The 21589-nt window shown below is 41.5% G+C and carries 19 protein-coding genes; 14 read left to right on the plus strand and 5 right to left on the minus strand.

Features of this window, described 5'->3' with window-relative positions; all coding sequences use genetic code 11:
* Positions 1 to 21: 21 nt before the first annotated feature.
* Together hpxO and IEV36_RS16475 are read right to left on the minus strand one after the other, a co-directional pair.
* On the minus strand, positions 22 to 1179 hold the full coding sequence (gene hpxO, locus IEV36_RS16470; RefSeq protein ID WP_005258193.1) for an FAD-dependent urate hydroxylase HpxO: 1158 nt from the start codon (positions 1177 to 1179) through the stop codon (positions 22 to 24).
* A gap of 207 nt (positions 1180 to 1386) precedes the next feature.
* Positions 1387 to 2097: a FadR/GntR family transcriptional regulator gene (locus tag IEV36_RS16475; protein ID WP_005258192.1), complete on the minus strand. Its 711-nt coding sequence runs from the start codon at positions 2095 to 2097 to the stop codon at positions 1387 to 1389.
* Positions 2098 to 2259: 162 nt separating this feature from the next.
* Here IEV36_RS16475 and alc point away from each other — a divergent pair, with 162 nt between their 5' ends.
* The 3 genes from alc to IEV36_RS16490 all read left to right on the plus strand — a co-directional run bounded on the left by alc (position 2260) and on the right by IEV36_RS16490 (position 4794).
* Complete coding sequence (alc, locus tag IEV36_RS16480; RefSeq protein ID WP_005258191.1) at positions 2260 to 3273, plus strand: allantoicase; 1014 nt, start codon at positions 2260 to 2262, stop codon at positions 3271 to 3273.
* Between the two features lie 56 nt (positions 3274 to 3329).
* A complete protein-coding gene (locus IEV36_RS16485) occupies positions 3330 to 3866 on the plus strand; it encodes an ureidoglycolate lyase (protein ID WP_032864061.1) in 537 nt (178 codons plus the stop codon).
* A gap of 145 nt (positions 3867 to 4011) precedes the next feature.
* Positions 4012 to 4794: a hypothetical protein gene (locus tag IEV36_RS16490; protein WP_005258189.1), complete on the plus strand. Its 783-nt coding sequence runs from the start codon at positions 4012 to 4014 to the stop codon at positions 4792 to 4794.
* A 74-nt stretch (positions 4795 to 4868) separates the two neighbouring features.
* Here the strand turns inward: IEV36_RS16490 and IEV36_RS16495 are convergent, their stop codons facing one another.
* Positions 4869 to 5882: an isopenicillin N synthase family dioxygenase gene (locus IEV36_RS16495; protein ID WP_005258187.1), complete on the minus strand. Its 1014-nt coding sequence runs from the start codon at positions 5880 to 5882 to the stop codon at positions 4869 to 4871.
* 762 nt (positions 5883 to 6644) lie between these two features.
* Between IEV36_RS16495 and IEV36_RS16500 the strand changes: the two genes are divergently transcribed.
* The 5 genes from IEV36_RS16500 (at position 6645) to IEV36_RS16520 (ending at position 11706) form a co-directional block, all read left to right on the plus strand.
* The gene (locus IEV36_RS16500) at positions 6645 to 7637 is read left to right on the plus strand and encodes an ABC transporter substrate-binding protein (protein WP_005258186.1); all 993 of its coding nucleotides are present in this window, start codon (positions 6645 to 6647) and stop codon (positions 7635 to 7637) included.
* Between the two features lie 65 nt (positions 7638 to 7702).
* Entirely contained in the window at positions 7703 to 8524 is an 822-nt protein-coding gene (locus tag IEV36_RS16505; protein ID WP_005258185.1) for an ABC transporter ATP-binding protein, read from the plus strand.
* Positions 8517 to 9311 (plus strand): ABC transporter permease, encoded by a 795-nt coding sequence (locus tag IEV36_RS16510; protein WP_005258184.1) that lies wholly within the window; start codon positions 8517 to 8519, stop codon positions 9309 to 9311. The genes IEV36_RS16505 and IEV36_RS16510 overlap by 8 nt, the downstream gene beginning before the upstream one ends.
* Positions 9308 to 10762 carry an amidohydrolase family protein gene (locus tag IEV36_RS16515; RefSeq protein ID WP_005258183.1) on the plus strand — a complete coding sequence of 485 codons (1455 nt, stop codon included), beginning with the start codon at positions 9308 to 9310 and terminating at the stop codon, positions 10760 to 10762. The genes IEV36_RS16510 and IEV36_RS16515 overlap by 4 nt, the downstream gene beginning before the upstream one ends.
* A gap of 53 nt (positions 10763 to 10815) precedes the next feature.
* Positions 10816 to 11706: a hypothetical protein gene (locus IEV36_RS16520; RefSeq protein WP_005258182.1), complete on the plus strand. Its 891-nt coding sequence runs from the start codon at positions 10816 to 10818 to the stop codon at positions 11704 to 11706.
* Between the two features lie 87 nt (positions 11707 to 11793).
* Here IEV36_RS16520 and puuE read toward each other — a convergent pair whose 3' ends face one another.
* A complete protein-coding gene (gene puuE / locus IEV36_RS16525; protein WP_005258181.1) occupies positions 11794 to 12786 on the minus strand; it encodes an allantoinase PuuE in 993 nt (330 codons plus the stop codon).
* A 135-nt stretch (positions 12787 to 12921) separates the two neighbouring features.
* Positions 12922 to 13848, minus strand: a complete 927-nt coding sequence (locus IEV36_RS16530) for a LysR family transcriptional regulator (RefSeq protein WP_005258180.1) — start codon at positions 13846 to 13848, stop codon at positions 12922 to 12924.
* 162 nt (positions 13849 to 14010) lie between these two features.
* On the opposite strand from IEV36_RS16530, the gene IEV36_RS16535 reads away from it, so the two are divergent.
* From IEV36_RS16535 to hutT, 6 genes are all read left to right on the plus strand, one after another.
* A complete protein-coding gene (locus IEV36_RS16535; RefSeq protein ID WP_004772780.1) occupies positions 14011 to 15066 on the plus strand; it encodes a Rieske 2Fe-2S domain-containing protein in 1056 nt (351 codons plus the stop codon).
* 143 nt (positions 15067 to 15209) lie between these two features.
* On the plus strand, positions 15210 to 15962 hold the full coding sequence (hutC, locus tag IEV36_RS16540; protein ID WP_005258179.1) for a histidine utilization transcriptional repressor HutC: 753 nt from the start codon (positions 15210 to 15212) through the stop codon (positions 15960 to 15962).
* A complete protein-coding gene (locus IEV36_RS16545) occupies positions 15959 to 16540 on the plus strand; it encodes a HutD/Ves family protein (protein ID WP_005258177.1) in 582 nt (193 codons plus the stop codon). The genes hutC and IEV36_RS16545 overlap by 4 nt, the downstream gene beginning before the upstream one ends.
* Positions 16541 to 16778: 238 nt before the next feature.
* A complete protein-coding gene (hutU, locus tag IEV36_RS16550; protein WP_004772775.1) occupies positions 16779 to 18455 on the plus strand; it encodes a urocanate hydratase in 1677 nt (558 codons plus the stop codon).
* Between the two features lie 84 nt (positions 18456 to 18539).
* A complete protein-coding gene (gene hutH / locus IEV36_RS16555) occupies positions 18540 to 20078 on the plus strand; it encodes a histidine ammonia-lyase (protein ID WP_004772773.1) in 1539 nt (512 codons plus the stop codon).
* A gap of 64 nt (positions 20079 to 20142) precedes the next feature.
* Positions 20143 to 21555, plus strand: coding sequence for an L-histidine transporter HutT (gene hutT / locus IEV36_RS16560; RefSeq protein WP_005258176.1), 1413 nt, complete (start codon positions 20143 to 20145; stop codon positions 21553 to 21555).
* The last annotated feature ends 34 nt before the right edge of the window (positions 21556 to 21589 follow it).

Below are 21589 nucleotides of genomic sequence, written 5' to 3' on the forward strand. Positions count from 1 at the left end.
GGGGGCGAAAACTGGAAAGATCTAATCCAGGGGGTTCCCAACGATATTGCTTATAATCCCTTGCATAATATGTGAACCTTGTTCCTGATAGAGAGACTGATACCATTCTTGGGTCACTTGAGGGTCTTTCATATGAGTGACATCACAGCGTTTACGCGCTCTTAAGACCATTTCCTTAGTACGATCATTACGTTTGTTTTGATAACGTGCCAATGCATCTTCCAGACCAAAGGTATTAATTTGCAGGGCACGAGCAAGATAAATCGCATCTTCCATGGCCTGACAGCCGCCTTGTCCAATATCAGGCGTGGTGCTATGTGCTGCATCGCCTAATAACACGACACGTCCTTTGTAGAAGTCCATAAACGGTTCAATATCGTGGATTTCAACACGGTTGGTTTTATGTGCATCTAAACGGTCAATGAGTTTTTGTACAGGTTCACACCAACCTTTAAAATGGGCCTTTAGCTCTTGTTTATAATAGGCACGGTCATTAGTTAGCCCTGCATCTAATGGCACATCAAAAAAGAAATAGAAACGGTTTTCTGCAACAGGCATCAGTGATACGCGTTTACCTTCACCAATATAGGTTGTCCATTGCATGGCAGGTGCAATGGTTTCATCAATTTCGACCAATCCGTTCCAGTTCACATAACCTGCATATCGACGTTCGGCTTGATAACCCAGTACAAATTGTCGGGTGAGGGAATGTGTACCATCTGCACCAATCAGTAAATCAGCTTTAATCTGAGAATCATCCTGAAAATGAATGGTCACCTCATCTTGATGCGTTTCAATCGCAGTCATTTTCATGCCCAGTTTGATATCTTCCAGACCAAATTGCTGCATTAATAAATGCTGTAGATCGGCTCGGGCAACAGGATAGGCACGTTGTCCAACTTCCTTGTATAAAGGTGATAAGCTGAATTGCGTCATGGTTTGCTGACTGAGACCATCCACATAGGCCAAAGATTCCATTTGACCGCCTAAGGCCTGAATCTGGTCGGTTAAACCTAAATAATTAAGACACTTCACGCCATTTGACCAAAGTGAAATCGCTGCACCTACAGGTAAGATCTCGGCTGCTTGTTCATAGATGGTAACTTGATGGCCAAATTTTTTTAAAGCGATACCCGCAGTTAGACCACCCATACCAGCACCAACAATTGCAATATTCATTGTTCAGATCCTAAATATTTAAAAAGTTTCTAAACAGTTCTAAGCGAGAAGTGTGCCAATTTTAATAACTGGTTTTACTGGTCATACCAGTTGTTATGCTTTATTTAAATGCATAATTATTGAGCTTGCATTGATGTGGTTCGGGACATGATGCAAAGTGGTGCAGGGTAATGATTTAAGCAATTAATTTGAGTGGTTTGGTGACATTCAATTGGGATGTCGAGAGAAATATACGCCTGCTCGTTGTGCCGCACCAATAATATGCGCTTGCATGGCTTTTTCAGCCGCTTCTGCATCTTGTCTAAACAAGGCTTGTAGAATCAGCTCATGTTCCTGAATGGTTTTAAATGCCAGATTCGGCTGAACAAAAGGCAGAATCTGACTCTTTTTAATCCATTCAGTATGCATTTTAAGTGTTTGAATAATAGATTGATTGTGGCTCAATTCAATAATGTGCTGGTGAAAAGCATAATCTGCCTCAGAAGCTGTTGTCCAGTCTTGTTGTTTGATTGCAGCGGCAAGCGATTGGTAGTGTTGCTCTAAGGTCGATTTATCATTTTCAGTTAAATATTCACAAGCCAGTAGGGCACAAAAACCTTCCAGTACATAGCGTAATTGATAGAAATCTTTGAGTGAAACGCGGTGTTCACCCTCCCATTGCTCGGCAGCCTGACTATGTTTTGAAATAACATAAACGCCTTTGCCAGCCTTGATTTCCAATAATCCCAAGGCAGCAAGACGTGTTAAAGCTTCACGCAAGGAAGCCCGACTGATGCCTAACTGGACGGCAAGATCGCGTTGCGAAGGGAGTGTTGAATCGACAGGATAAGTACCTTGCTGAATGCGTTGATGAATCACTTCCACAGCTTGCTCAGTCACCTGAGATGATTTTCCATTGAGCATTGCTTGTGGACTCATAAGCCACGTACCTTATCTATAAAATGAACAATTTGATTCTACACAAAATTTCTATTTTTGTTGTTGTTCTTGATAAAAAATCGCTATATTTTGATAACAGGTCAGACCAGTTGGACTGGTTTTTGCATAACAGAATAGAAATGAAATGTTCAGGATTAATCGATGACAGTGCATATTGCCAAAACAGTAACTTTACCGAGCCATTTTCAAGCGTTAACCAATCTTGCTGATGCCCGAATTGGTGCAACGATTGTGAGCTGTTCAGATGAGTTTTTTGCACAAGCAGAAAGAATGTTGCAAAGCACGCCAGCTCAATTTGTTGAGGGAAAATATGATGACAATGGTAAATGGATGGACGGATGGGAAACCCGACGCAAGCGTGAAGCTGGCTATGATTGGTGTATTGTCCGTCTAGGTGTGGCAGGGCTGGTATCTGGATTTGATATTGATACTTCTTTCTTTACAGGAAATTATCCAGCTTCTGCCTCGGTAGAAGGATGTTATGCACCAGACAATCAATTAGACAATATCGAATGGATACCCTTATTAGAAAATTCGGTTTTATTCCCAGACCAGCATCATTTTTTTGATTGTAGCGCACAGAAAATTACGCATATCCGCATCAATATTTTCCCGGATGGCGGGATTGCTCGTTTAAGGGTATATGGCCGTGTGGTGGTGGAAAATGTAGATACATCCCAGCAGATCGACCTGATTGGTTTAAAAAATGGCGGGCGTATTGTGGCTTTTAGTGATGCACATTTCGGGCATCCAAATAATTTGCTCAATCCTGATCGTGGTTTAAACATGGGTGATGGCTGGGAAACTAAACGCCGTCGTGCACCTGGTTTTGACTGGTGCATTATTGCTTTGGGACAAGCTGGATCAGTTGAAAAAATTGAAGTTGATACCGCATATTTTAAAGGTAATTTCCCTGCATTTTGTTCAATACAAGCGACTTATATTGAAGATGCAACCGATGCACAACTGATTCCACAGAGTATGTTCTGGCCATTTTTATTGGAACAGCAACCTTTAACGATGGACAATATTCATGAATATCTAGAAGAAGTCATTCAGCATCAAAAAGTGAACTATATCCGCGTCAATATGATCCCTGATGGCGGCATTAGCCGGATTCGTTTATGGGGAAAAGTGGTTAGTAATTTCTCATGAGTAATCGCCTCATTGTGATTCAATGAGGCTGATAAGAAATGGCAGAGAATAAATATATGCATGAAAAAAATATTGAGATTCAACCTTTAACTCAGGACAGCTTTGCTCCTTTTGGTGATGTGATTGAAAAAAATGGTAAAGACTTTATTCCAATTAATCAGGGACTCACTGAACGTTATCACGCAGTATCACTGGCACAATGTTCAGGAGAGCAGGTTGCGGTTGGGATGAGCATTTTTCACAATTTATTTGCAACTCAGATTCCATTTCAGATTGAGATGATGGAACGGCATCCTCATGGTTCACAGTCTTTTATTCCGTTGCAACAACAGAAGTTTATTATTGTTGTGGCGTTGCCATTTGACCAAACACGACCTGATGAGCAGCTAATTTATGCTTTTATCAGCAATGGAAAACAGGGGATTACTTATCATCAAGGGGTATGGCACCATCCTTTAATTACCTTAGAAGCAAACAGTGATTTTTTAGTGGTAGATCGAATTGGTGGCGGCAGTAATTGTGATGTGCATCATTTATCTCAACCTTTATGGATCACTGAAGCTTTAGCTCAGTCAGAGATCGTCAATCTCTGACTGTATATTGAAAAATATATTGACTCTAGAATATTGGAAGGTGATTCGTTTTAATTTAGAATCCTCAAGCATATTAATATTCGAATCTTTTTATTTTTTAATTAAGATTTTTTGTATATAACCTAAATATTTATTTCTATTTTTTATGTCAACAAAACGCTATGTAGCAAGAGAATTGCTTGAACAGCATACAAAGCAAAAGAAGCAAGAAAAATTAGAACAAAGGCGTTTGGCGCTTGAACAACAAGCTAAAGAAAAAAGACAGACCAAAATACATATTGCCCTTTTGATTATTGTATTCGTTTTACCGCTATTTTTATTTCCAGCATATCCACGCAATCAGTGGCAGTATGAGGTTTATCGTTATATCACAGAGCAGATGTTGATTACGGTGGGGACTAAAGGTCGATTGCCATTTTTTACTATTCTTTCAAGTATTTATTGTACTGTTTTAGCCTTTGTTTTGGGTTGTTACATGTGCCTGTTATTTATTAAGAAAGTAGGCGTAAACAAGGCGTTTCAGGAAAAAATTTATCGTAAATTCTTTCAAGCTGAGTTTGAGGCATCGAAGAAACATCCGTGGCTGGAGAAGCCACTGATTAAAAAAACAATTGTTTCAGGGATATTTTTATTCTGCTTTATCATGGGGATGAGTCATTTTCTTTTAGAGAATATCTCCTTTCAGGATGGTAGTCGTAGAGGTGCACTTATCCAGTTCGGTTATAATTATCGGATTGGTGTACTTTTTTGGGAAAGTACGTTTAGTGTCTTTACTATATTCCCGTTTTTTTATTTTGGTTTTTTATTTATTTATCTTTTTAATTATTTCTTCCGAAGTTTAGGTACGGGAAAAATCATTATCCCTCAAAAAAGACCCCAGAAAAGAAATCAGAAGAGATCACACAAAAGACCGCAAACACCACCGTAGATGATAAAAATAAATAGACTAAAGCTGAAAGAACAGACAGAGACGATCTATCTCTGTCTGCAAAGAATAGAGGATTAATATTTCCCTTTAAAATTCGCACTAATTCTTTGTTTTAAATATTCTTTCGCCGTGATTGCAGGATATTTCTTTTGTGGGCTTTCAATGATCACATCTTCATTGGCTTGGCAGAAGAACGCCAGACTATAACGCGGCCCTTGATATTCATTGGCTTCTGGGTTTTTGACGCGGTGGAAATTAGAAGGTAATTGGTCATCACTCCAACGCATCAGCATATCGCCAATATTACAGGTAATCACCTGATCAAGGGGGGCAATGCTGGTCCATTGCTGTTGTTCCATATCCTTGCCAGGACAGACTTGCAAACCACCTTGTCCTTGACGTTGGAACAGCAGGGTTAAACAATCAAAATCGGTATGCGCACCCGCACGCCATAGTCCCAATTGATCTTTAAGCGCAGGATCAATTGCGTAGTAATGTAGCATTCTTAAGGTACTTTGATAGCTGTCCTGCTCAGGATCATGTGCCAGTGCAAAGAAGTTATCGGCAAAACCCAGTTTATAAGCAAAGCAGGACAGTATTTTCATACCGACTTGCCAGCATGCTTGTTCAAATGCCAGCATGGTATTTTTAAAGTTCGGTAATTCCTGCTCACTTGGGTAAAGTCCTTCCATCCGGGGACGAGTGATTTGGTAGGATTCTTTTTGATCTGGCGTACTGGTCGAAGGACGAACTTGTGCCTTACTTTCCCAACCCGCATTGCGATTCAGTGGATAACGCGCTTTGACAGGTTCGGGCAAAGCAAAAAATTGCTGTGTCATCTTGAAAGCTGTTTGAATCTGTTCCAACGGGATACCATGATTTGCGACCTGAAAAAAACCGATATCCGTTGCTGCTGCCCAAAGCTGTTCTGCAATCTCGTACTTTCGTTGTTCAAAGTTGGATAAATCAATCACCCGAACTTCACGTTCAAAGGTTTCTTGTCCCAAAGCGCCCATACGGGCTTCTTTTTGTAATTCTTCTAAGCTGTAGTCATTTTCAGCGATTGGAGTCATGTTGGCGCTATTCATATTTCAACCTCATCTTTTGGATAAACCGTGACCCAATCCAATCAATTGAAAGAGACGGGGTCACATTCAAAAAAGAGCCGCACTTTCTCCAAAAGATATTTTCTTATGAAGAGCGTGAGCTGATTTCTGAGCAATGACCCACATAGCAGTTGGTGTGACTGTATGCTGAACGCTTCTACTCTGACATAAACATATAAGCATTTTTTATACCAGTTTATAAAGCAGCTCGTGGAAGACATTCAGCACAAGCAATTTATACAATGGGCTTGAGCATGAAATATCGGGAAACTGATAAAGATTTGTTGTTGGATCAATTGTGTCGAGATGAACAAGCAATCTATAAAAGATTGCATTGAAATATTTATATGGATTTAAATCGTCAGCATCAGTGATTCATTTCTGCGCATTGAGCTGTTTTAAAATAGTGCATTTTTAATACAGTCTAATTTTTTATGGCCTACAAAACAAGATAATGAATATGGTTTATTCATCTAAAAATAATCAAAAATAAATTCAGACTAGATTATGCCTATGAAAAATAAAGTGAAACCAATCTTGGCACAGAGCTTGCTAAATCCTTACTGAGTATAAGCGGTCAGTGTGTACCAAACACGCGGGACATTGCTCTACAGCGTTTGCTGTTCCTCTTTCGGGGACAAAGCCACTTGAGTTTGGCTTTGAGAGAAATGTGTAGCTTATACATTGATTGACCCCCTAAAAAGAATAGCAAGATGAATCCATACAGATTTAGGGGTGTTACTTATGAATATTCAACACTATGTAGGCAAAGGACGACGTACTGTTATCGCGAGCGCGTTATTGGGCTTTGTCACCGTTCTCAGCTCAACCAGTTATGCAGCCGATAAACTTGTGTTACAAACCACATGGTATGCGCAAGCTGAGCAAGGTGGATATTATCAGGCACTAGCACAAGGAATTTATAAAAAATACGGCCTTGATGTCGATATTAAAATCGGTGGGCCACAAGTCAACAACATGACTTTATTATTATCAAAACGTGCTGACATCATTATTAACTATGATCTACAGGTCTTAAAAGGCATTGAAAGCAATTTTCCGATTAAAGCGGTTGCAGCGCCATTTCAGTTTGATCCGCAAGGTGTACTAACCCATAACGATGTAAAGTCTTTGGCCGATCTGAAAGGAAAGACCATTCTTGTTTCGACCAGTGGACAAGCAAGCTGGTGGCCTTGGTTAAAAGGTAAATATAAATTAGATGCAGCACAAGCTCGCCCGTATACCTTCAATATGCAGCCTTTTTTAGCAGGCAAAAATGTCGCACAACAAGCCTATGCGACCTCTGAAGTCTTTCAAGCCAAAAAAGCAGAACCATCGAGTAATTTCTTTTTATTTGCTGACGCAGGCTATCCAGCTTATGGCGGTATTTTAGTGACACGAAATGATGTCAATCAAAACAAACCTGATGTGCTGCGCCGTTTTGTCAAAGCTTCGATGGAGGGATGGAAAAACTATTTAGCTGATCCACGTTTGGGCAATAGCATCATTAAAAAAGAAAATCCGAATATGAATGATGAGTTACTCACCTTTGCTGTAGGACAAATGCGGAAATTGAAATTGATTGATGGTGGCGATGCCAAGACTCAAGGCATTGGCGTTATGACGGATGCACGTTGGAAAGCAACGCGAGATTTTATGGTGAGTGCAGGGTTGCTGAACACTAAAACCAATTGGAAAACCGCTTATACCACGCAATTTATTAAACCAGCCAAATAATCTGGAATGTCGATCAGGATTTTTTAGGGTTAAAAAATAGGGCACTGGCACAAAGGGGAAACCATATGAATTCTGCTTTACCAATGGATACGCCAATCCATGAATCTTCAAGCTTTGTCACGCCAATGATCATGGCCAGAGGCGTAGAGAAAATTTATCCGAATGGCACCAATGCATTACAGCGTTTAGATTTAAATATTGCACGTGGTGAGATTGTTTCATTACTTGGGCCATCAGGTTGCGGTAAAAGTACCTTACTCAAAATGTTTGCTGATCTGGAGCACCCATCTGCCGGAGTGGTGCGCTGGAATGGTAAAGCTGATATTCAATCCCAATGCAAAATGGCTATGGTGTTTCAGGAAGCAACGCTCATGCCGTGGAGCAATATTGAAGACAATGTTCGTTTGCCACTCGATTTACAACATATCTCAAAATCAGTTAGCACCCCGAAAGTGATGGCGGCTTTAGCAGCCGTGGGTTTAGAGAAGTTTAGCAAAGCCTACCCACGCGAACTTTCAGGGGGCATGCAAATGCGCGCTTCATTGGCTCGGGCACTGGTGACAGAACCAGACTTATTGTTAATGGATGAACCTTTTGGCGCATTGGATGAGTTTACCCGCCATAAACTGGATAGCGATATTCGCCAATTATGGTCTGAACGTGATTTAACCGTAGTTTTTGTCACGCATAGTATTTATGAAGCAGTGTATTTATCTTCGCGCGTGATTGTGATGGGCGCGCGACCTGGGCGGGTGGTCGCCGATCTGGAAATTGAAGGGCCTTATCTACGTGATGAAGCCTTTAGAAGCTCAGACATCTTTATTCAACAATGTTCGCATCTATCGCAATTATTGGCTGAGGCAAGTGGAGGACATCATCATGATTAAACCTTTGATACAACATCCAACGGTTCAACGTATTGCTGCGCCACTTGGGCTTGGTTTGATCTTCCTGTTGTTTTGGCAGTTGAGTTTTCAACAGCTAGAAGTGCCTATTTATGTGGTGCCAAAGCCGAGTGATATCGTTATGGCGATGATCAATCAGTCCAGTGTGTTATTTGGCAGTTTGTGGGTCACGCTAAAAATTACTTTACTGGCTTTTGTGTGTGCGGTGATTATCGGCACATTGGTGGCTTTTGTGTTTGTACAAAGCCGTGTGGTCGAAGCCTGTTTTATGCCTTATGCCATTTTATTTCAGGTCACGCCGATTGTTGCGATTGCACCATTGGTCATCATCTGGATTCAAAATACAACTTTGGCATTGGTGGTGTGTGCCATGCTGGTTGCAGTTTTCCCGATACTGACCAATACCACTTTAGGTCTGCGTAGTGTCAACAAAGGTCTACTCAATCTTTTTCAAATCAATAAAGCCAGTCGCTGGCAAATTCTCATGCGCTTACGTGTACCGAATGCTCTGCCTTATTTCTTTGGTGGCTTACGAATTTCCTGTGGTTTGGCACTGATCGGTGCTGTGGTGTCCGAATTTGTTGCTGGGGCGGGTGGAACCAGTGCAGGTTTGGCTTATCAAATCTTGCAAGCAGGCTTCCAGTTAGATTTACCTCTGATGTTTGCTGCATTATTCCTGATTACCTGCACAGGTTTAGGCTTATTTGTCTTGATGTCCTTATTAAGTCAGTTCTTTTTAAACAAATGGCATGAGAGTGAGCAAGTATGAGTCTAATGTCTTTGAATCATAGTTATTTAATTAAAAATGCACATACTATTTTGACAGGGTTAGCTGGGAATGCAGCACGTTGTTCATTCAGTGATATTCGAATTCAGGCAGGTAAAATTACTGAACTCGGCCAGTTAACTGCCCAGCCGAATGAACAGATGATTGATGCCCAAGATTGTGTAATTTACCCTGCGTGGGTGAATACACATCATCATTTATTTCAGTCTTTATTGAAGGGTGAGCCACAAGGAATGAATCAAAACCTGACCTCATGGCTTGCCAGTACGCCGTATCGGTTTCGTGGTGCGTTTGATGAAAACACTTTCAGGGTTGCGGTACGGATTGGCTTAATTGAGTTATTACGTTCAGGCTGCGCAACAGTGGCGGATCATCATTATTTGTATTGGCCAAAGATGCCGTTCGATGGTGCGGCAATCTTATTTGATGAAGCCGAAAAGTTAGGCATGCGTTTTGTGTTGTGTCGTGGTGGTGCAACGCTCACGCGCGGTTTGGAAAGTGAATTGCCACAAGCATTACGCTCTGAGAAGTTTGAAGACTATATAATGGATATTGAGCGTTTGGTGCAGCAATATCATCAATCAGGTTCAGATGCATTTCGAAAAATTGTAATGGCACCGACTTCAACCCTGCATTCGACCACAGCACCACAATTGCGGGAAAGTGCCAAAATCGCGAGACAATTCGGGATTCGGATGCATAGTCATTTATCCGAAACGGTGGATTATCTGGATGCTGCCAAAGCCAAGTTTGGTATGACTCCAGTCCAGTTTTGCGCTGAACAGGACTGGATCGGAAGTGATGTCTGGTTTGCGCATTTAGTGAAACTACTGCCTGAAGAAATTCAGTTGTTGGGTCAATCTCAAACTGGAATCGCGCATTGTCCACAGAGTAATGCACGTTTGGGCAGTGGCATTGCCGATCTTGTTGCTCTGGAACAGGCAGGCATGACCATTTCGATTGGCGTTGATGGCGCAGGTTCTAACGAAGCCGCAGATATGTTGTCTGAAACCCATGCTGCATGGTTGTTGCAACGGGCCAGAAAGGGCATGTTGGCGACACCACAATATCAGGGTGGGCAATTTGAAGGTGGTGCAGATGCTGCCAGTATTGAGGATGTGATCCGTTGGGGAACAGCGGGCGGCGCCAAGATATTGGGCTTAGATCAAGTCGGTACGATTGAAGTAGGGCAACAGGCCGACTTGGTGGTGTATCAATTGGACGATCCACGTTATTTCGGTTTACATGACTTGGCGATAGGGCCTGTGGCAAGTGCTGGACGGGCGCATATCAAGGCCATGTTTGTTGCTGGGAAAATGGTGATGGAGAATGATCAGATTCCTGATCTGGATATGATGGAGTTGGCTTGGCAAGCAAAGCAAGCGGTGAAGCTGTTACAGCAGCGGAGTATGGACATGGCAAAAATAGCCTAATTAAAAAATTAAAGATATTCTTATATTAGCTTATAAGGAGTTAATATAAATTTATGTCAAGTTTTTCTGGTTTTATAATTTTAAGGTTAGGAGCGATAGTTAATGTTTCTACTGATATTTTTAAAATATCTTTATTTTTTGGTATAGTTTTAGCACTTTTTCATTTTAAAGAAATTAATTACTTTCCCAAAGATTTAACTGTGGGTGATGGTTTTTTATTCATTCTGATCTCCTGTAAGTTTGCACTTATGGGAGCTTTTTTTATTGGATCACTACTGATTATTGGATTTTTTATATTTAATTTTATTAAAGTGTTAAATGCTCTTTATAAAAATAGCTATAAAGAATTTGATAGACTTATGAATTTTTTATTAGATTTTTCTTTTGAAAAAATAATGATGTTTGGTGTCTTCGTATTTATTTTTCCTTTAAGTATTTTGTTTGGAGTTGGTTTTTGGGGGGAAAGCTGGATAGGTGTTCTGCTTTTTCTAGCAAATAGCTTTATATCATATCTATTCTTTTATGCTTTTAAGAAAACTAAAAGAGATGGTGCTTTATCAGGTGATAAGAAATATACTCAGATGAGCGTAGCATTAATTTTTATGATTACTATTCCAATTTATTTCTATAGTATTTTTATGGATGATAAGAAGCTAACAAATTTTGCTTTGAGCTCATTACAAGAAAATGATAAAAATGCTATTTATTTAGTTAAAAAAGAGCATAAAGACTTATTTCCTGAAAATAATACTATAGAGCATGGCGAATATGTAATTTTAAAAAATGCGCAAGTTGTACTACGTGGATTTGGTAGAAATGCGTTAGTTAGTTATATGCCAATAAATGATAAAGGAGTGGTTTCTGATCATGCTGAGAAAGTTGAAGTGCCAAATGACGGACTTCAAGTTAAATGGAAAAGTAGCAGAGAAAATAATAACTCTTAATTCATCACCAAAATGAGTGTTCACTTTTTATTTAATAAGATCAGCTCTTTAAGAGCTGATCAATTTGTTAATATGAAGATATTCTTATTATTTAATGTTGGTTACATGATTCATTAGAGTTTTATTGAGGCTTCCTTGATAAGGATGATGCGTATACCAATGCTCAGCAATTTGCTGACGGGTACAAATCCAGACTCGATCATGATTTTGCACATAGTCCAGAAAACGTTGTAACGCCTTGAAGCGGGCAGGCCGTCCTAAAATCCGGCAATGCATGCCAATCGAAAGCATCTTCGGACTCGTTGCACCTTCCGCATACAGTACATCAAAAGCATCTTTTAAATATTCAAAGAAATCCTCACTACGATTAAAACCAGTCGGTGAAGCAAACTTCATATCGTTGGTATCGAGCGTATAGGGAATAATTAAATGCGGTCGTGTTGTGCCCGTTTCATTACTGAGTGTTGTCCAAAAAGGTAAGTCATCGCCGTAATAATCACTGTCATATTGCACATGATCATATTCAGCCAGTAACTGACGAGTATTCGGACTATCGCGGCCTGTGTACCAGCCCGTTGGCATTTCACCAAACAGGTCTTTGAATATTTGCATGGCTTCAGCCATATGTTGCTTCTCGGTTTCAAGATCAATATTTTGATAATGAATCCAGCGTAAGCCATGTGAGACCACATCATAGTTATTTTGTTTAATCGCTTCGACCACCAGTGGATTTCGTTGCAGTGCCATCGCCACAGCAAAAATAGTCATGGGCAATTGGCGTTTGGCAAATTCTTGCTGAATCCGCCAGAAACCGACACGTGAACCATATTCATAGATTGAGTCCATTGAAAGGTGTCGTGCAGGATAACTTTCGGCACCACTGATTTCAGACAAAAACTGTTCTGAACCTTCATCACCATGCAGGATATGTTTTTCTCCACCTTCCTCATAATTCAGCACAAACTGCACAGCGATTTTTGCCTGATTGGGCCATTGGGCGTGTGGAGGGCGATCAGCATAACCGATCATATCTCGCGGATAATTGGCGGTAAAATCAATGTCTGTATTGGACTGAACCATAGCAATGCCTGAATTGTGAAATCATTGAATCTTCACATCAAATTACTCGATAGAATAATCGAGTGTCAAATATTATATTTATTAAAATCAATAACTTGTTTGATTTATTTTGGTGCAAAAATGCAATTTTATTTGCTAAATATGTTTGTACATGCACAATTTTAGTGCTTCCATTTCTGCAATGATCTGATTCATCATGATTTGCGCAATTCGGGAAAGTTGCCGTTTTGGTGCAACACATAACGCAACCGTAATCGGATGTAGGCCATTATCGTCAATTGTTCTAAATACACATTCACCATTTTCAATGTATGGCGCGGCATCCAGATAACTCATCAGGCCAATACCTAGGTTTTGTCTGAGTAAGGCAATCATCATACGAATATCATTGCATTCAATTTTATGCTGTGGATGGAAGTCCTGTTTTTTATATAAGGCCGTAACATGGTCATGAATGATCAAAGGTTCGGCAGGCAATATATGATTAAATTCGAGTGTATCCGAGAAATAGATTTTTTCTTTATTGGCTAAATGATGCTGCTTTGGAATCACAAAGCCTAAGGGCATTTCTATGAACGCACTGATCTGTAACTGGTGCTGATGTTTGGGATTAAGAATCAAGCCAAAGTCGAGATCTGCATTCATCACCAGATCAGCCACATTGTCACTGTCCAATACATGAATCTGAAAATTAATCCATGGATATTGTTGGTGAATTGACTGAATAACAGTGCTGACAAAGCTCTCGCTTAATGCAGAAATCATTCCAAACTCAATCGAGCCTCGCTGCAAGCCCTGAATTTCACCTAAACGTTTTTGCGTGATTTGAAAGCCTTTTTGCCAAGTGCGTAAATCGGCATAGAGCAGTTCACCAGCCAAGGTGAGTTTTAATCCATTGGGTCGCCGTTCGAATAAACTCACGCCAAGCTCTTCTTCTGCCAGAACAATTTGCCGATGGACTGCCGATACAGAAATGAAAAGTTGATCGGCTGCTTTTCTCAAGCTTCCTGTTTTGGCTACAGCCATAAAATAATCGGCAAAACGTGAAAATGGCAGGGCCATTACGTGCTCTCAATATAAAAACTGGTGCAAATACAAAAGCAATTTTAATGCCGATACTGTTCTAATTTTTAGAATGATGCATGTAATTCATTCTAATAGACGAAAATAATGATCTATTCCACACTGCAAAAACAGAGAAAACCTTAAAAATGAGCACAGGATATGAACGCAATTCCATTCATCAATCTTCCAAATAAGCCATGTCACAGCCAATTTGATGATCAGGATTGGCAGATTCTTGCGCAGCATTGGTATCCGGTCGCACGCATTCAAGACGTAACTCACAAACCTCAGCAAGTGACGTTACTGGATATGAATTTGGCGTTGTATCAGACTGAAACCGGGCAGATTCATCTGGCACGAGATATTTGCCCGCACCGTGGTGTGCCTTTGAGTAAGGGTTGGGTGGAGGGTGAAACCATTATCTGTCCGTATCATGGCCTGCATTTCAATGAAGACGGAAAATGTATCAAAATCCCAGCTCAACCTGATTTAACTAAAATCTCAGATCGATTTTCTCTGACCAAGTTTCCTGTGGTTTTAAAATATGGATTGGTCTGGACCAGTATTCTGGGCAGAGAAGAAACTTTGGCGAATTTCCCTGTGTTGGACACATGGGAACAGGAGGAGCATCAAGCCATTTTGCCACCTTCAGTCGATATTGCAGGTTCAAGTGGTCGTCAATTAGAGGGCTTTATTGATGTCGCACATTTTGCTTGGGTACATCATCAGGCTTTTGCAGACCGAGATAATCCAGTCGTACCCAAATACTCGACTGAACGTACCGATTATGGCTTGCATACAAACTACACCAGCAATGTCAGCAATTATCCGCATGGGATGCAGCATCTCGCGCCAGATGATTTTGTGTGGGAGCGGATTTTTGATGTTTATCCACCATTTTCAGCGCTACTGACAATCCATTTTCCAAATGATGGCGTGCTCAAGATTTTAAATGCCTGCTGCCCAATCTCACATAACAAGACCCGTTTATTTGTACCATTAACCCGTAATTTCGATACTACGGGGGATTTACAGGCCGTCTATGATTTTAATGCGCAGATTTTTGCAGAAGATCAAGAGATGGTAGAGGCACAGAAACCCGAAGAATTGCCTTTAGATATTAGTATGGAGGCCCATTTTGAAGCGGATCGTTCTTCGACCATGTACCGTCGTATTTTGGCGGAATGGGGTTTAAGTAAACGCTATACGGTATAAGTGGAAGAGGAATTTTTTTAAATATAAATTTAGAGGATCAGAAGAGGGTTTAAGCTAAAATGTTTATTTGTATAGGCTTGTATATACAATTTGCATTAATTCAATATACAATGACTTAGAATATTTAGTATGAGTTTTAGCCAATGTCAAGAGTGACAAAGCAAAATGATTTGGATTTGTCTCTAGAAGAAGATAGTCCAGTTCCTTTGTACTTACGTGTGAAACAAATGATTTCGCAAAAGATTTATGAAGGAACATGGACGGTTAATAAAAAGATTCCTTCTGAAAGTGAACTGGTCAATTTACTCGGTTGTAGTCGTATGACCGTGAACCGTGCCTTACGTGAACTCACCAGCGAAGGTTTGTTGGTGCGTATCCAAGGTGTCGGTTCTTTTGTTGCCGAAGGACAAGGTCGAACGGCCTTATTCCATGTCAATAATATTGCCGAAGAAATTATTGCCCGAAATCATAAACATCATGCCGAAGTGTTGGTCTTGGAACAGATTCAGGCAAATGCTGAACAAAGCATGTTGATGCAGATTCGGGAAGGCCAAAAATTGTTTCATTCGATTATCGTGCATTATGAAAATGATGTGCCTGTACAGATTGAAGATCGTTTGGTCGATCCAATGTTGATCCCAGATTACTTGGCACAGGATTTTAAATCCATTACACCCAATGCGTATCTAATGTCGAAAGCACCTGTGACCGAAGGCGAACATGTAGTGACCGCAATTCTAGCCTCAGCGCAAGAATGTAAATGGCTGAAAATTAATAAGACCGAACCGTGTTTATTGATTCGTCGCAGAACTTGGTCGAATAAACAACTGATTTCCAGCGCACGTTTGATTTATCCGGGTAGCCGTTATTATCTGGAAGGTAAATTTACCCAATGATCAAGCAGTTAAGTAGTACTGATTATCGGCAGATGCTATGGAAAAATGGTGCAGGTTATACGGTTGAACTGGCGCGTAGTGCGGGTGAAAATCTGGATACTTTTGACTGGCGTATTTCCATGGCAGATGTCAAAAGCGCAGGCGATTTTTCCCGATTTAACGGGATGCAGCGTATCTTAACCGTGTTGGAAGGTCAGGGTATCGAGCTTAGTATTGATGATAAGCATGAATCTCTAACGATTTTGCAATCAGTACAGTTTAGCGGTGACAGTGCGACCCGTTGTGAATTGATTGATGGTCCGATTCGGGATTTTAATCTGATTTTTGATCCCAAGCAGTTTCATGCACGTTTGCAATGGTATTTTGAACCGACAAAGACTGAGATTTTTAGTTCGGCTGATCTGATTTTTATATTTAATCAGAGTACAGAGCTGTTAGATATTGAAATTGATGGGCAGATTTTTCAATTGCAGCATCAGGAAAGTCTTCATATTGAGCAGGAAAAATCACTCAAAAAGGTGGTTCTGAATCCACAGATTTTAAAGCAAACTTGTCTAATTGAACTCATAAAAATCTAGTTTTCTTGTATTTTTGAGAACACATACAGTCTCAGGTTGTATGTGTTTTTTTATTGCCTATAAAAAATAAATCCATTTATTTCATTAGCTTGTAATTTATTTTCATAAAAGATTTGAAAAGCATCTTTTCAATAGAAAAGTTTTGTGTAGTATATGGATGTATATACAAGTTAATACATTGCTATACAGTAAAAGCAGATTAATTTGCTGGTTCAAACTCAATGGAAGGAGTCCGATTGTGACAACAACGACAACAAAATTTCGTGATGTAGAAATTCGCGCACCGCGTGGTACACAGCTCAATGCCAAAAGCTGGTTAACAGAAGCACCATTGCGTATGTTGATGAATAACCTAGATCCAGATGTCGCAGAAAATCCAAAAGAACTCGTTGTTTACGGTGGTATTGGTCGTGCTGCACGTAACTGGGAATGTTTCGACAAGATCGTTGAAACCCTAAAGAATTTAGAAACAGATGAAACTTTATTGGTTCAATCGGGTAAGCCAGTAGGTGTATTCAAAACTCATAAAGACGCACCACGTGTTTTGATTGCAAACTCGAATCTTGTACCACATTGGGGAACTTGGGAGCATTTCAATGAACTGGATGCCAAAGGTCTTGCAATGTATGGGCAAATGACGGCTGGTTCTTGGATCTATATCGGTAGCCAAGGCATTGTACAAGGTACTTATGAAACTTTCGTAGAAGCAGGTCGCCAACACTACAATGGTGATTTAACAGGTCGTTGGGTCTTAACGGCTGGTTTAGGCGGTATGGGCGGTGCACAACCTTTGGCTGCAACACTGGCAGGCGCATGTTCACTCAATATCGAATGCCAACAAACCAGTATCGATTTCCGCTTACGTACCCGTTACGTCGACGAGCAAGCAACTGATTTGGATGATGCATTAGCGCGTATTGAAAAATATACCAAAGAAGGCAAGGCTGTTTCGATTGCACTGCATGGCAATGCTGCTGAAATTTTACCTGAGTTGGTTCGCCGTGGCGTACATCCAGACATGGTGACTGACCAAACCAGCGCACATGATCCATTAAATGGTTATTTGCCAATTGGCTGGACATGGGAAGAATACCGTCAACGCGCGAAAACTGAGCCAGAAGTTGTAGTGAAAGCAGCGAAACAATCGATGGCGCAACATGTTCAAGCGATGTTGGATTTCCAGAAAATGGGTGTGCCAACTTTTGACTATGGCAACAACATCCGTCAAATGGCGCAAGATGAAGGCGTAGAAAATGCCTTTGATTTCCCAGGCTTCGTTCCTGCCTATATCCGTCCATTGTTCTGTCGCGGTGTTGGTCCATTCCGCTGGGCTGCACTTTCAGGTGATCCAGAAGATATCTATAAAACAGATGCCAAAGTAAAAGAACTCATTCCAGATGATGAACATTTACATCGCTGGTTAGATATGGCGCGTGAACGCATCAGCTTCCAAGGTTTACCAGCACGTATTTGCTGGGTCGGCTTAGGTTTACGTGCAAAACTTGGTTTGGCATTTAACGAAATGGTTCGTAGTGGTGAACTTTCAGCACCAATCGTGATTGGTCGTGACCATCTGGATTCAGGTTCAGTCTCTAGTCCAAACCGTGAAACCGAATCAATGAAAGATGGTTCAGATGCTGTATCGGACTGGCCATTATTGAATGCCTTGTTAAATACTGCTGGCGGTGCGACTTGGGTGTCATTGCATCACGGTGGTGGTGTAGGTATGGGCTTCTCTCAACATTCAGGCGTGGTGATTGTGTGTGATGGTACAGATGAAGCAGCAGCACGTATTGCACGTGTACTGACCAATGACCCTGCAACAGGGGTAATGCGTCATGCCGATGCGGGTTATGACATCGCAATTGACTGTGCCAAAGAGCAAGGCTTGAACTTGCCAATGATCACGCAATAAACAGACAAGGACATTACGATGCTTTTTGCAATTGTGTAAACAGCATCGTAAGAGAACAATAGAGTGCAAAACAGGACGCCAACAATGGAACTTCTAATTCAACCCGGCAAACTTACCTTAGCAGATCTCCGCCACGCTTATTTAAATCCAATCAAAGTGAAACTCGATGACAGCGCTTCTGCTGGCATTAATGCAAGTGTTGCTTGTGTCGAAAAAATCGTGAATGAAGGCCGTACAGCCTACGGTATCAATACAGGTTTTGGTTTACTTGCTTCAACTAAAATTGCACCAGAAGATCTAGAGCAATTACAGCGTTCATTGGTACTTTCCCACGCTGCTGGCGTAGGTGAGCCGCTTGATGATGCGATGGTGCGTCTGATTATGTTGCTCAAAGCAAACAGTTTGGCACGTGGTTTTTCTGGTATTCGCCGTAAGGTGATTGATGCCATTTTGGCATTGATTAATGCGGAAGTTTATCCACATATTCCATTAAAAGGTTCTGTGGGTGCTTCAGGTGATTTGGCACCACTTGCACATATGTCTTTGGTATTACTGGGCGAAAGTAAAGCACGCTATAAAGGTGAATGGTTACCAGCCGTTGAAGCACTTAAAATTGCAGGTTTAGAACCTATCTCTTTAGCGGCGAAAGAAGGCTTGGCACTGTTAAATGGTACGCAAGTTTCAACCGCTTATGCTTTACGTGGTTTGTTTGAAGCGGAAGATTTATTTGCTGCTGCAACCGTATGTGGCGGTCTAAGCGTTGAAGCAATGCTGGGTTCACGCGCGCCATTCGATGCCCGTATCCATGAAGTGCGTGGTCAACGTGGTCAAATTGATGTGGCTGCTGCTTATCGTGACTTATTGACTGAATCGAGTGAAATTTCACATTCACATGAAGATTGCAGCAAGGTTCAAGATCCGTACTCACTACGTTGCCAACCACAGGTCATGGGTGCTTGCTTGACTCAAATCCGTCAAGCGGCAGAAGTACTGGAAATCGAATCAAATGCAGTGTCAGATAACCCATTGGTATTTGCAGCAGAAGGCGATGTGATTTCGGGTGGTAACTTCCATGCGGAACCTGTTGCGATGGCAGCGGATAACTTGGCATTGGCGATTGCAGAAATTGGTTCACTGTCTGAACGCCGTATTTCAATGATGATGGACCGTCACATGTCACAGCTGCCACCGTTCTTGGTTGCCAATGGTGGGGTCAATTCAGGCTTCATGATTGCTCAAGTAACAGCCGCTGCGTTAGCAAGTGACAATAAAGCACTTGCACATCCTGCCAGTGTTGATAGTTTACCGACTTCTGCAAATCAGGAAGACCATGTTTCCATGGCGCCGAATGCTGGGAAACGCTTGTGGTATATGGCTGACAACGTTCGCGGCATCCTTGCAGTTGAATGGCTAGGTGCATGTCAGGGCCTTGATTTCCGTGAAGGATTGAAGAGTTCTCCCAAACTTGAGCGTGCGCGTAAAGTGTTGCGTGATCAAGTGCCTTACTACAGTGAAGATCGTTTCTTTGCGCCAGATATCGAGCAAGCAAGTGAATTGCTCGCGAGTGGCTGCCTGAACGAATTACTCATTCCGAAGCTATTACCGAGTTTGTCTGAAGTGTGATCAATAAATCGGTCACATGGAGTGGCCGAATCTAACTAAATTTCCTCAAGGATTGGAGATTATAATGTCACAGCACTCCACATTACAGCGGGGGCTAAACACCCGCCATATTCGTTTTTTGGCATTGGGTTCAGCCATTGGGACAGGACTCTTTTACGGTTCGGCTACTGCGATCAAAATGGCAGGCCCGTCCGTATTACTCGCATATATCGTTGCAGGGATTGCAATTTATATCGTGATGCGCGCACTCGGTGAAATGGCTGTACACAACCCAGTATCAGGTTCATTCAGCCATTATGCTTCTCAATATATTGGCCCGCTTGCAGGTTTTACCACAGGCTGGACCTATGTTTTCGAAATGATCATCGTTGCACTTGCGGATGTGACTGCATTCGGGATCTACATGGGATTCTGGTATCCCGATGTACCACGCTGGATCTGGATTTTGTCACTGATCATGTTCTTGGGTGCAATCAACCTGATTCATGTCAAGGTCTTTGGCGAGCTTGAGTTCTGGCTTTCAATCGTCAAAGTCACTGCCATTGTGGCGATGATTGTCGGTGGTTTGGGGCTAATGTTCTACGGTTTCCATGCTGACCATAGTGGTTTTACGACAGGCATTCAAAATCTATGGATTCATGAAGGCTTTATGCCAAACGGCATTGCAGGTTTGGTCGCATGTTTATCTGTGGTGGTATTTGCTTTTGGCGGTATTGAAATTATCGGGATCACTGCGGGTGAATCGCAAGATCCGAAAACTTCGATTCCAAAAGCGATTAATGCTGTGCCGGTACGTATTCTGTTGTTCTATGTTCTGACGATTTTTGTATTGATGTCGATTTTCCCGTGGAACCAGATTGGTAGTCAGGGCAGTCCATTCGTACAGATTTTTGAAAATCTGGGCATTGGATCAGCGGCAACCGTTTTGAATATTGTGGTCATTACAGCGGCTGTATCTGCCATCAATAGTGATGTGTTTGGTGCAGGACGTATGCTGTACGGAATGTCAAACCGTGGACAAGCGCCAAAAGTATTCCAGAAAATTTCTAAGAATGGTGTGCCTTGGATGACTGTGGTGGTGATGGCAGGCGTGTTGTTGATCGGTGTATTGCTGAACTATCTTATTCCAGAAAATGTATTCATCATTATTGCCTCAATCGCAACATTTGCGACCGTTTGGGTCTGGCTCATGATTTTGCTTTCTCAGGTTGCGATGCGTCGCAAGTTGTCTAAAGCTGAGATCAAAGCTCTGGATTTCCCTGTGATTGGCTGGCCGTATGCACCTGCCTTTGCCATTGCGTTCATGCTGTTTATTTTAGCCATGATGGGTTATTTCCCAGACTCACGACCTGCAATTTATGTCGGTGCAACTTGGTTAGTTTTACTGTGGATTGCCTATACCATTTGGGTGAAACCCAAGCAAAACACGGTAAAAGAAAACACGGCTTTGCAACAAAACATTGAGATGGAAAGCTAATAATCAAGCTGCTCAAGTGTTAACAGCACTTGAG

The sequence above is a fragment of the Acinetobacter vivianii genome (genome assembly GCF_014635885.1).
Classification (GTDB): domain Bacteria; phylum Pseudomonadota; class Gammaproteobacteria; order Pseudomonadales; family Moraxellaceae; genus Acinetobacter; species Acinetobacter vivianii.

Coding starts and splice junctions, on each gene's coding strand:
- IEV36_RS16510 (WP_005258184.1), top strand. CDS start 8,517: ATGATTAAACCTTTGATACAACATCCAACGGTTCAACGTATTGCTGCG.
- IEV36_RS16515 (WP_005258183.1), top strand. CDS start 9,308: ATGAGTCTAATGTCTTTGAATCATAGTTATTTAATTAAAAATGCACAT.
- IEV36_RS16545 (WP_005258177.1), top strand. CDS start 15,959: ATGATCAAGCAGTTAAGTAGTACTGATTATCGGCAGATGCTATGGAAA.
- IEV36_RS16475 (WP_005258192.1), bottom strand. CDS start 2,097: ATGAGTCCACAAGCAATGCTCAATGGAAAATCATCTCAGGTGACTGAG.
- hpxO (WP_005258193.1), bottom strand. CDS start 1,179: ATGAATATTGCAATTGTTGGTGCTGGTATGGGTGGTCTAACTGCGGGT.
- IEV36_RS16500 (WP_005258186.1), top strand. CDS start 6,645: ATGAATATTCAACACTATGTAGGCAAAGGACGACGTACTGTTATCGCG.
- hutC (WP_005258179.1), top strand. CDS start 15,210: ATGTCAAGAGTGACAAAGCAAAATGATTTGGATTTGTCTCTAGAAGAA.
- IEV36_RS16520 (WP_005258182.1), top strand. CDS start 10,816: ATGTCAAGTTTTTCTGGTTTTATAATTTTAAGGTTAGGAGCGATAGTT.
- IEV36_RS16530 (WP_005258180.1), bottom strand. CDS start 13,848: ATGGCCCTGCCATTTTCACGTTTTGCCGATTATTTTATGGCTGTAGCC.
- IEV36_RS16485 (WP_032864061.1), top strand. CDS start 3,330: ATGCATGAAAAAAATATTGAGATTCAACCTTTAACTCAGGACAGCTTT.
- IEV36_RS16495 (WP_005258187.1), bottom strand. CDS start 5,882: ATGAATAGCGCCAACATGACTCCAATCGCTGAAAATGACTACAGCTTA.
- IEV36_RS16490 (WP_005258189.1), top strand. CDS start 4,012: ATGTCAACAAAACGCTATGTAGCAAGAGAATTGCTTGAACAGCATACA.
- hutT (WP_005258176.1), top strand. CDS start 20,143: ATGTCACAGCACTCCACATTACAGCGGGGGCTAAACACCCGCCATATT.
- hutH (WP_004772773.1), top strand. CDS start 18,540: ATGGAACTTCTAATTCAACCCGGCAAACTTACCTTAGCAGATCTCCGC.
- puuE (WP_005258181.1), bottom strand. CDS start 12,786: ATGGTTCAGTCCAATACAGACATTGATTTTACCGCCAATTATCCGCGA.
- IEV36_RS16505 (WP_005258185.1), top strand. CDS start 7,703: ATGAATTCTGCTTTACCAATGGATACGCCAATCCATGAATCTTCAAGC.
- IEV36_RS16535 (WP_004772780.1), top strand. CDS start 14,011: ATGAACGCAATTCCATTCATCAATCTTCCAAATAAGCCATGTCACAGC.
- alc (WP_005258191.1), top strand. CDS start 2,260: ATGACAGTGCATATTGCCAAAACAGTAACTTTACCGAGCCATTTTCAA.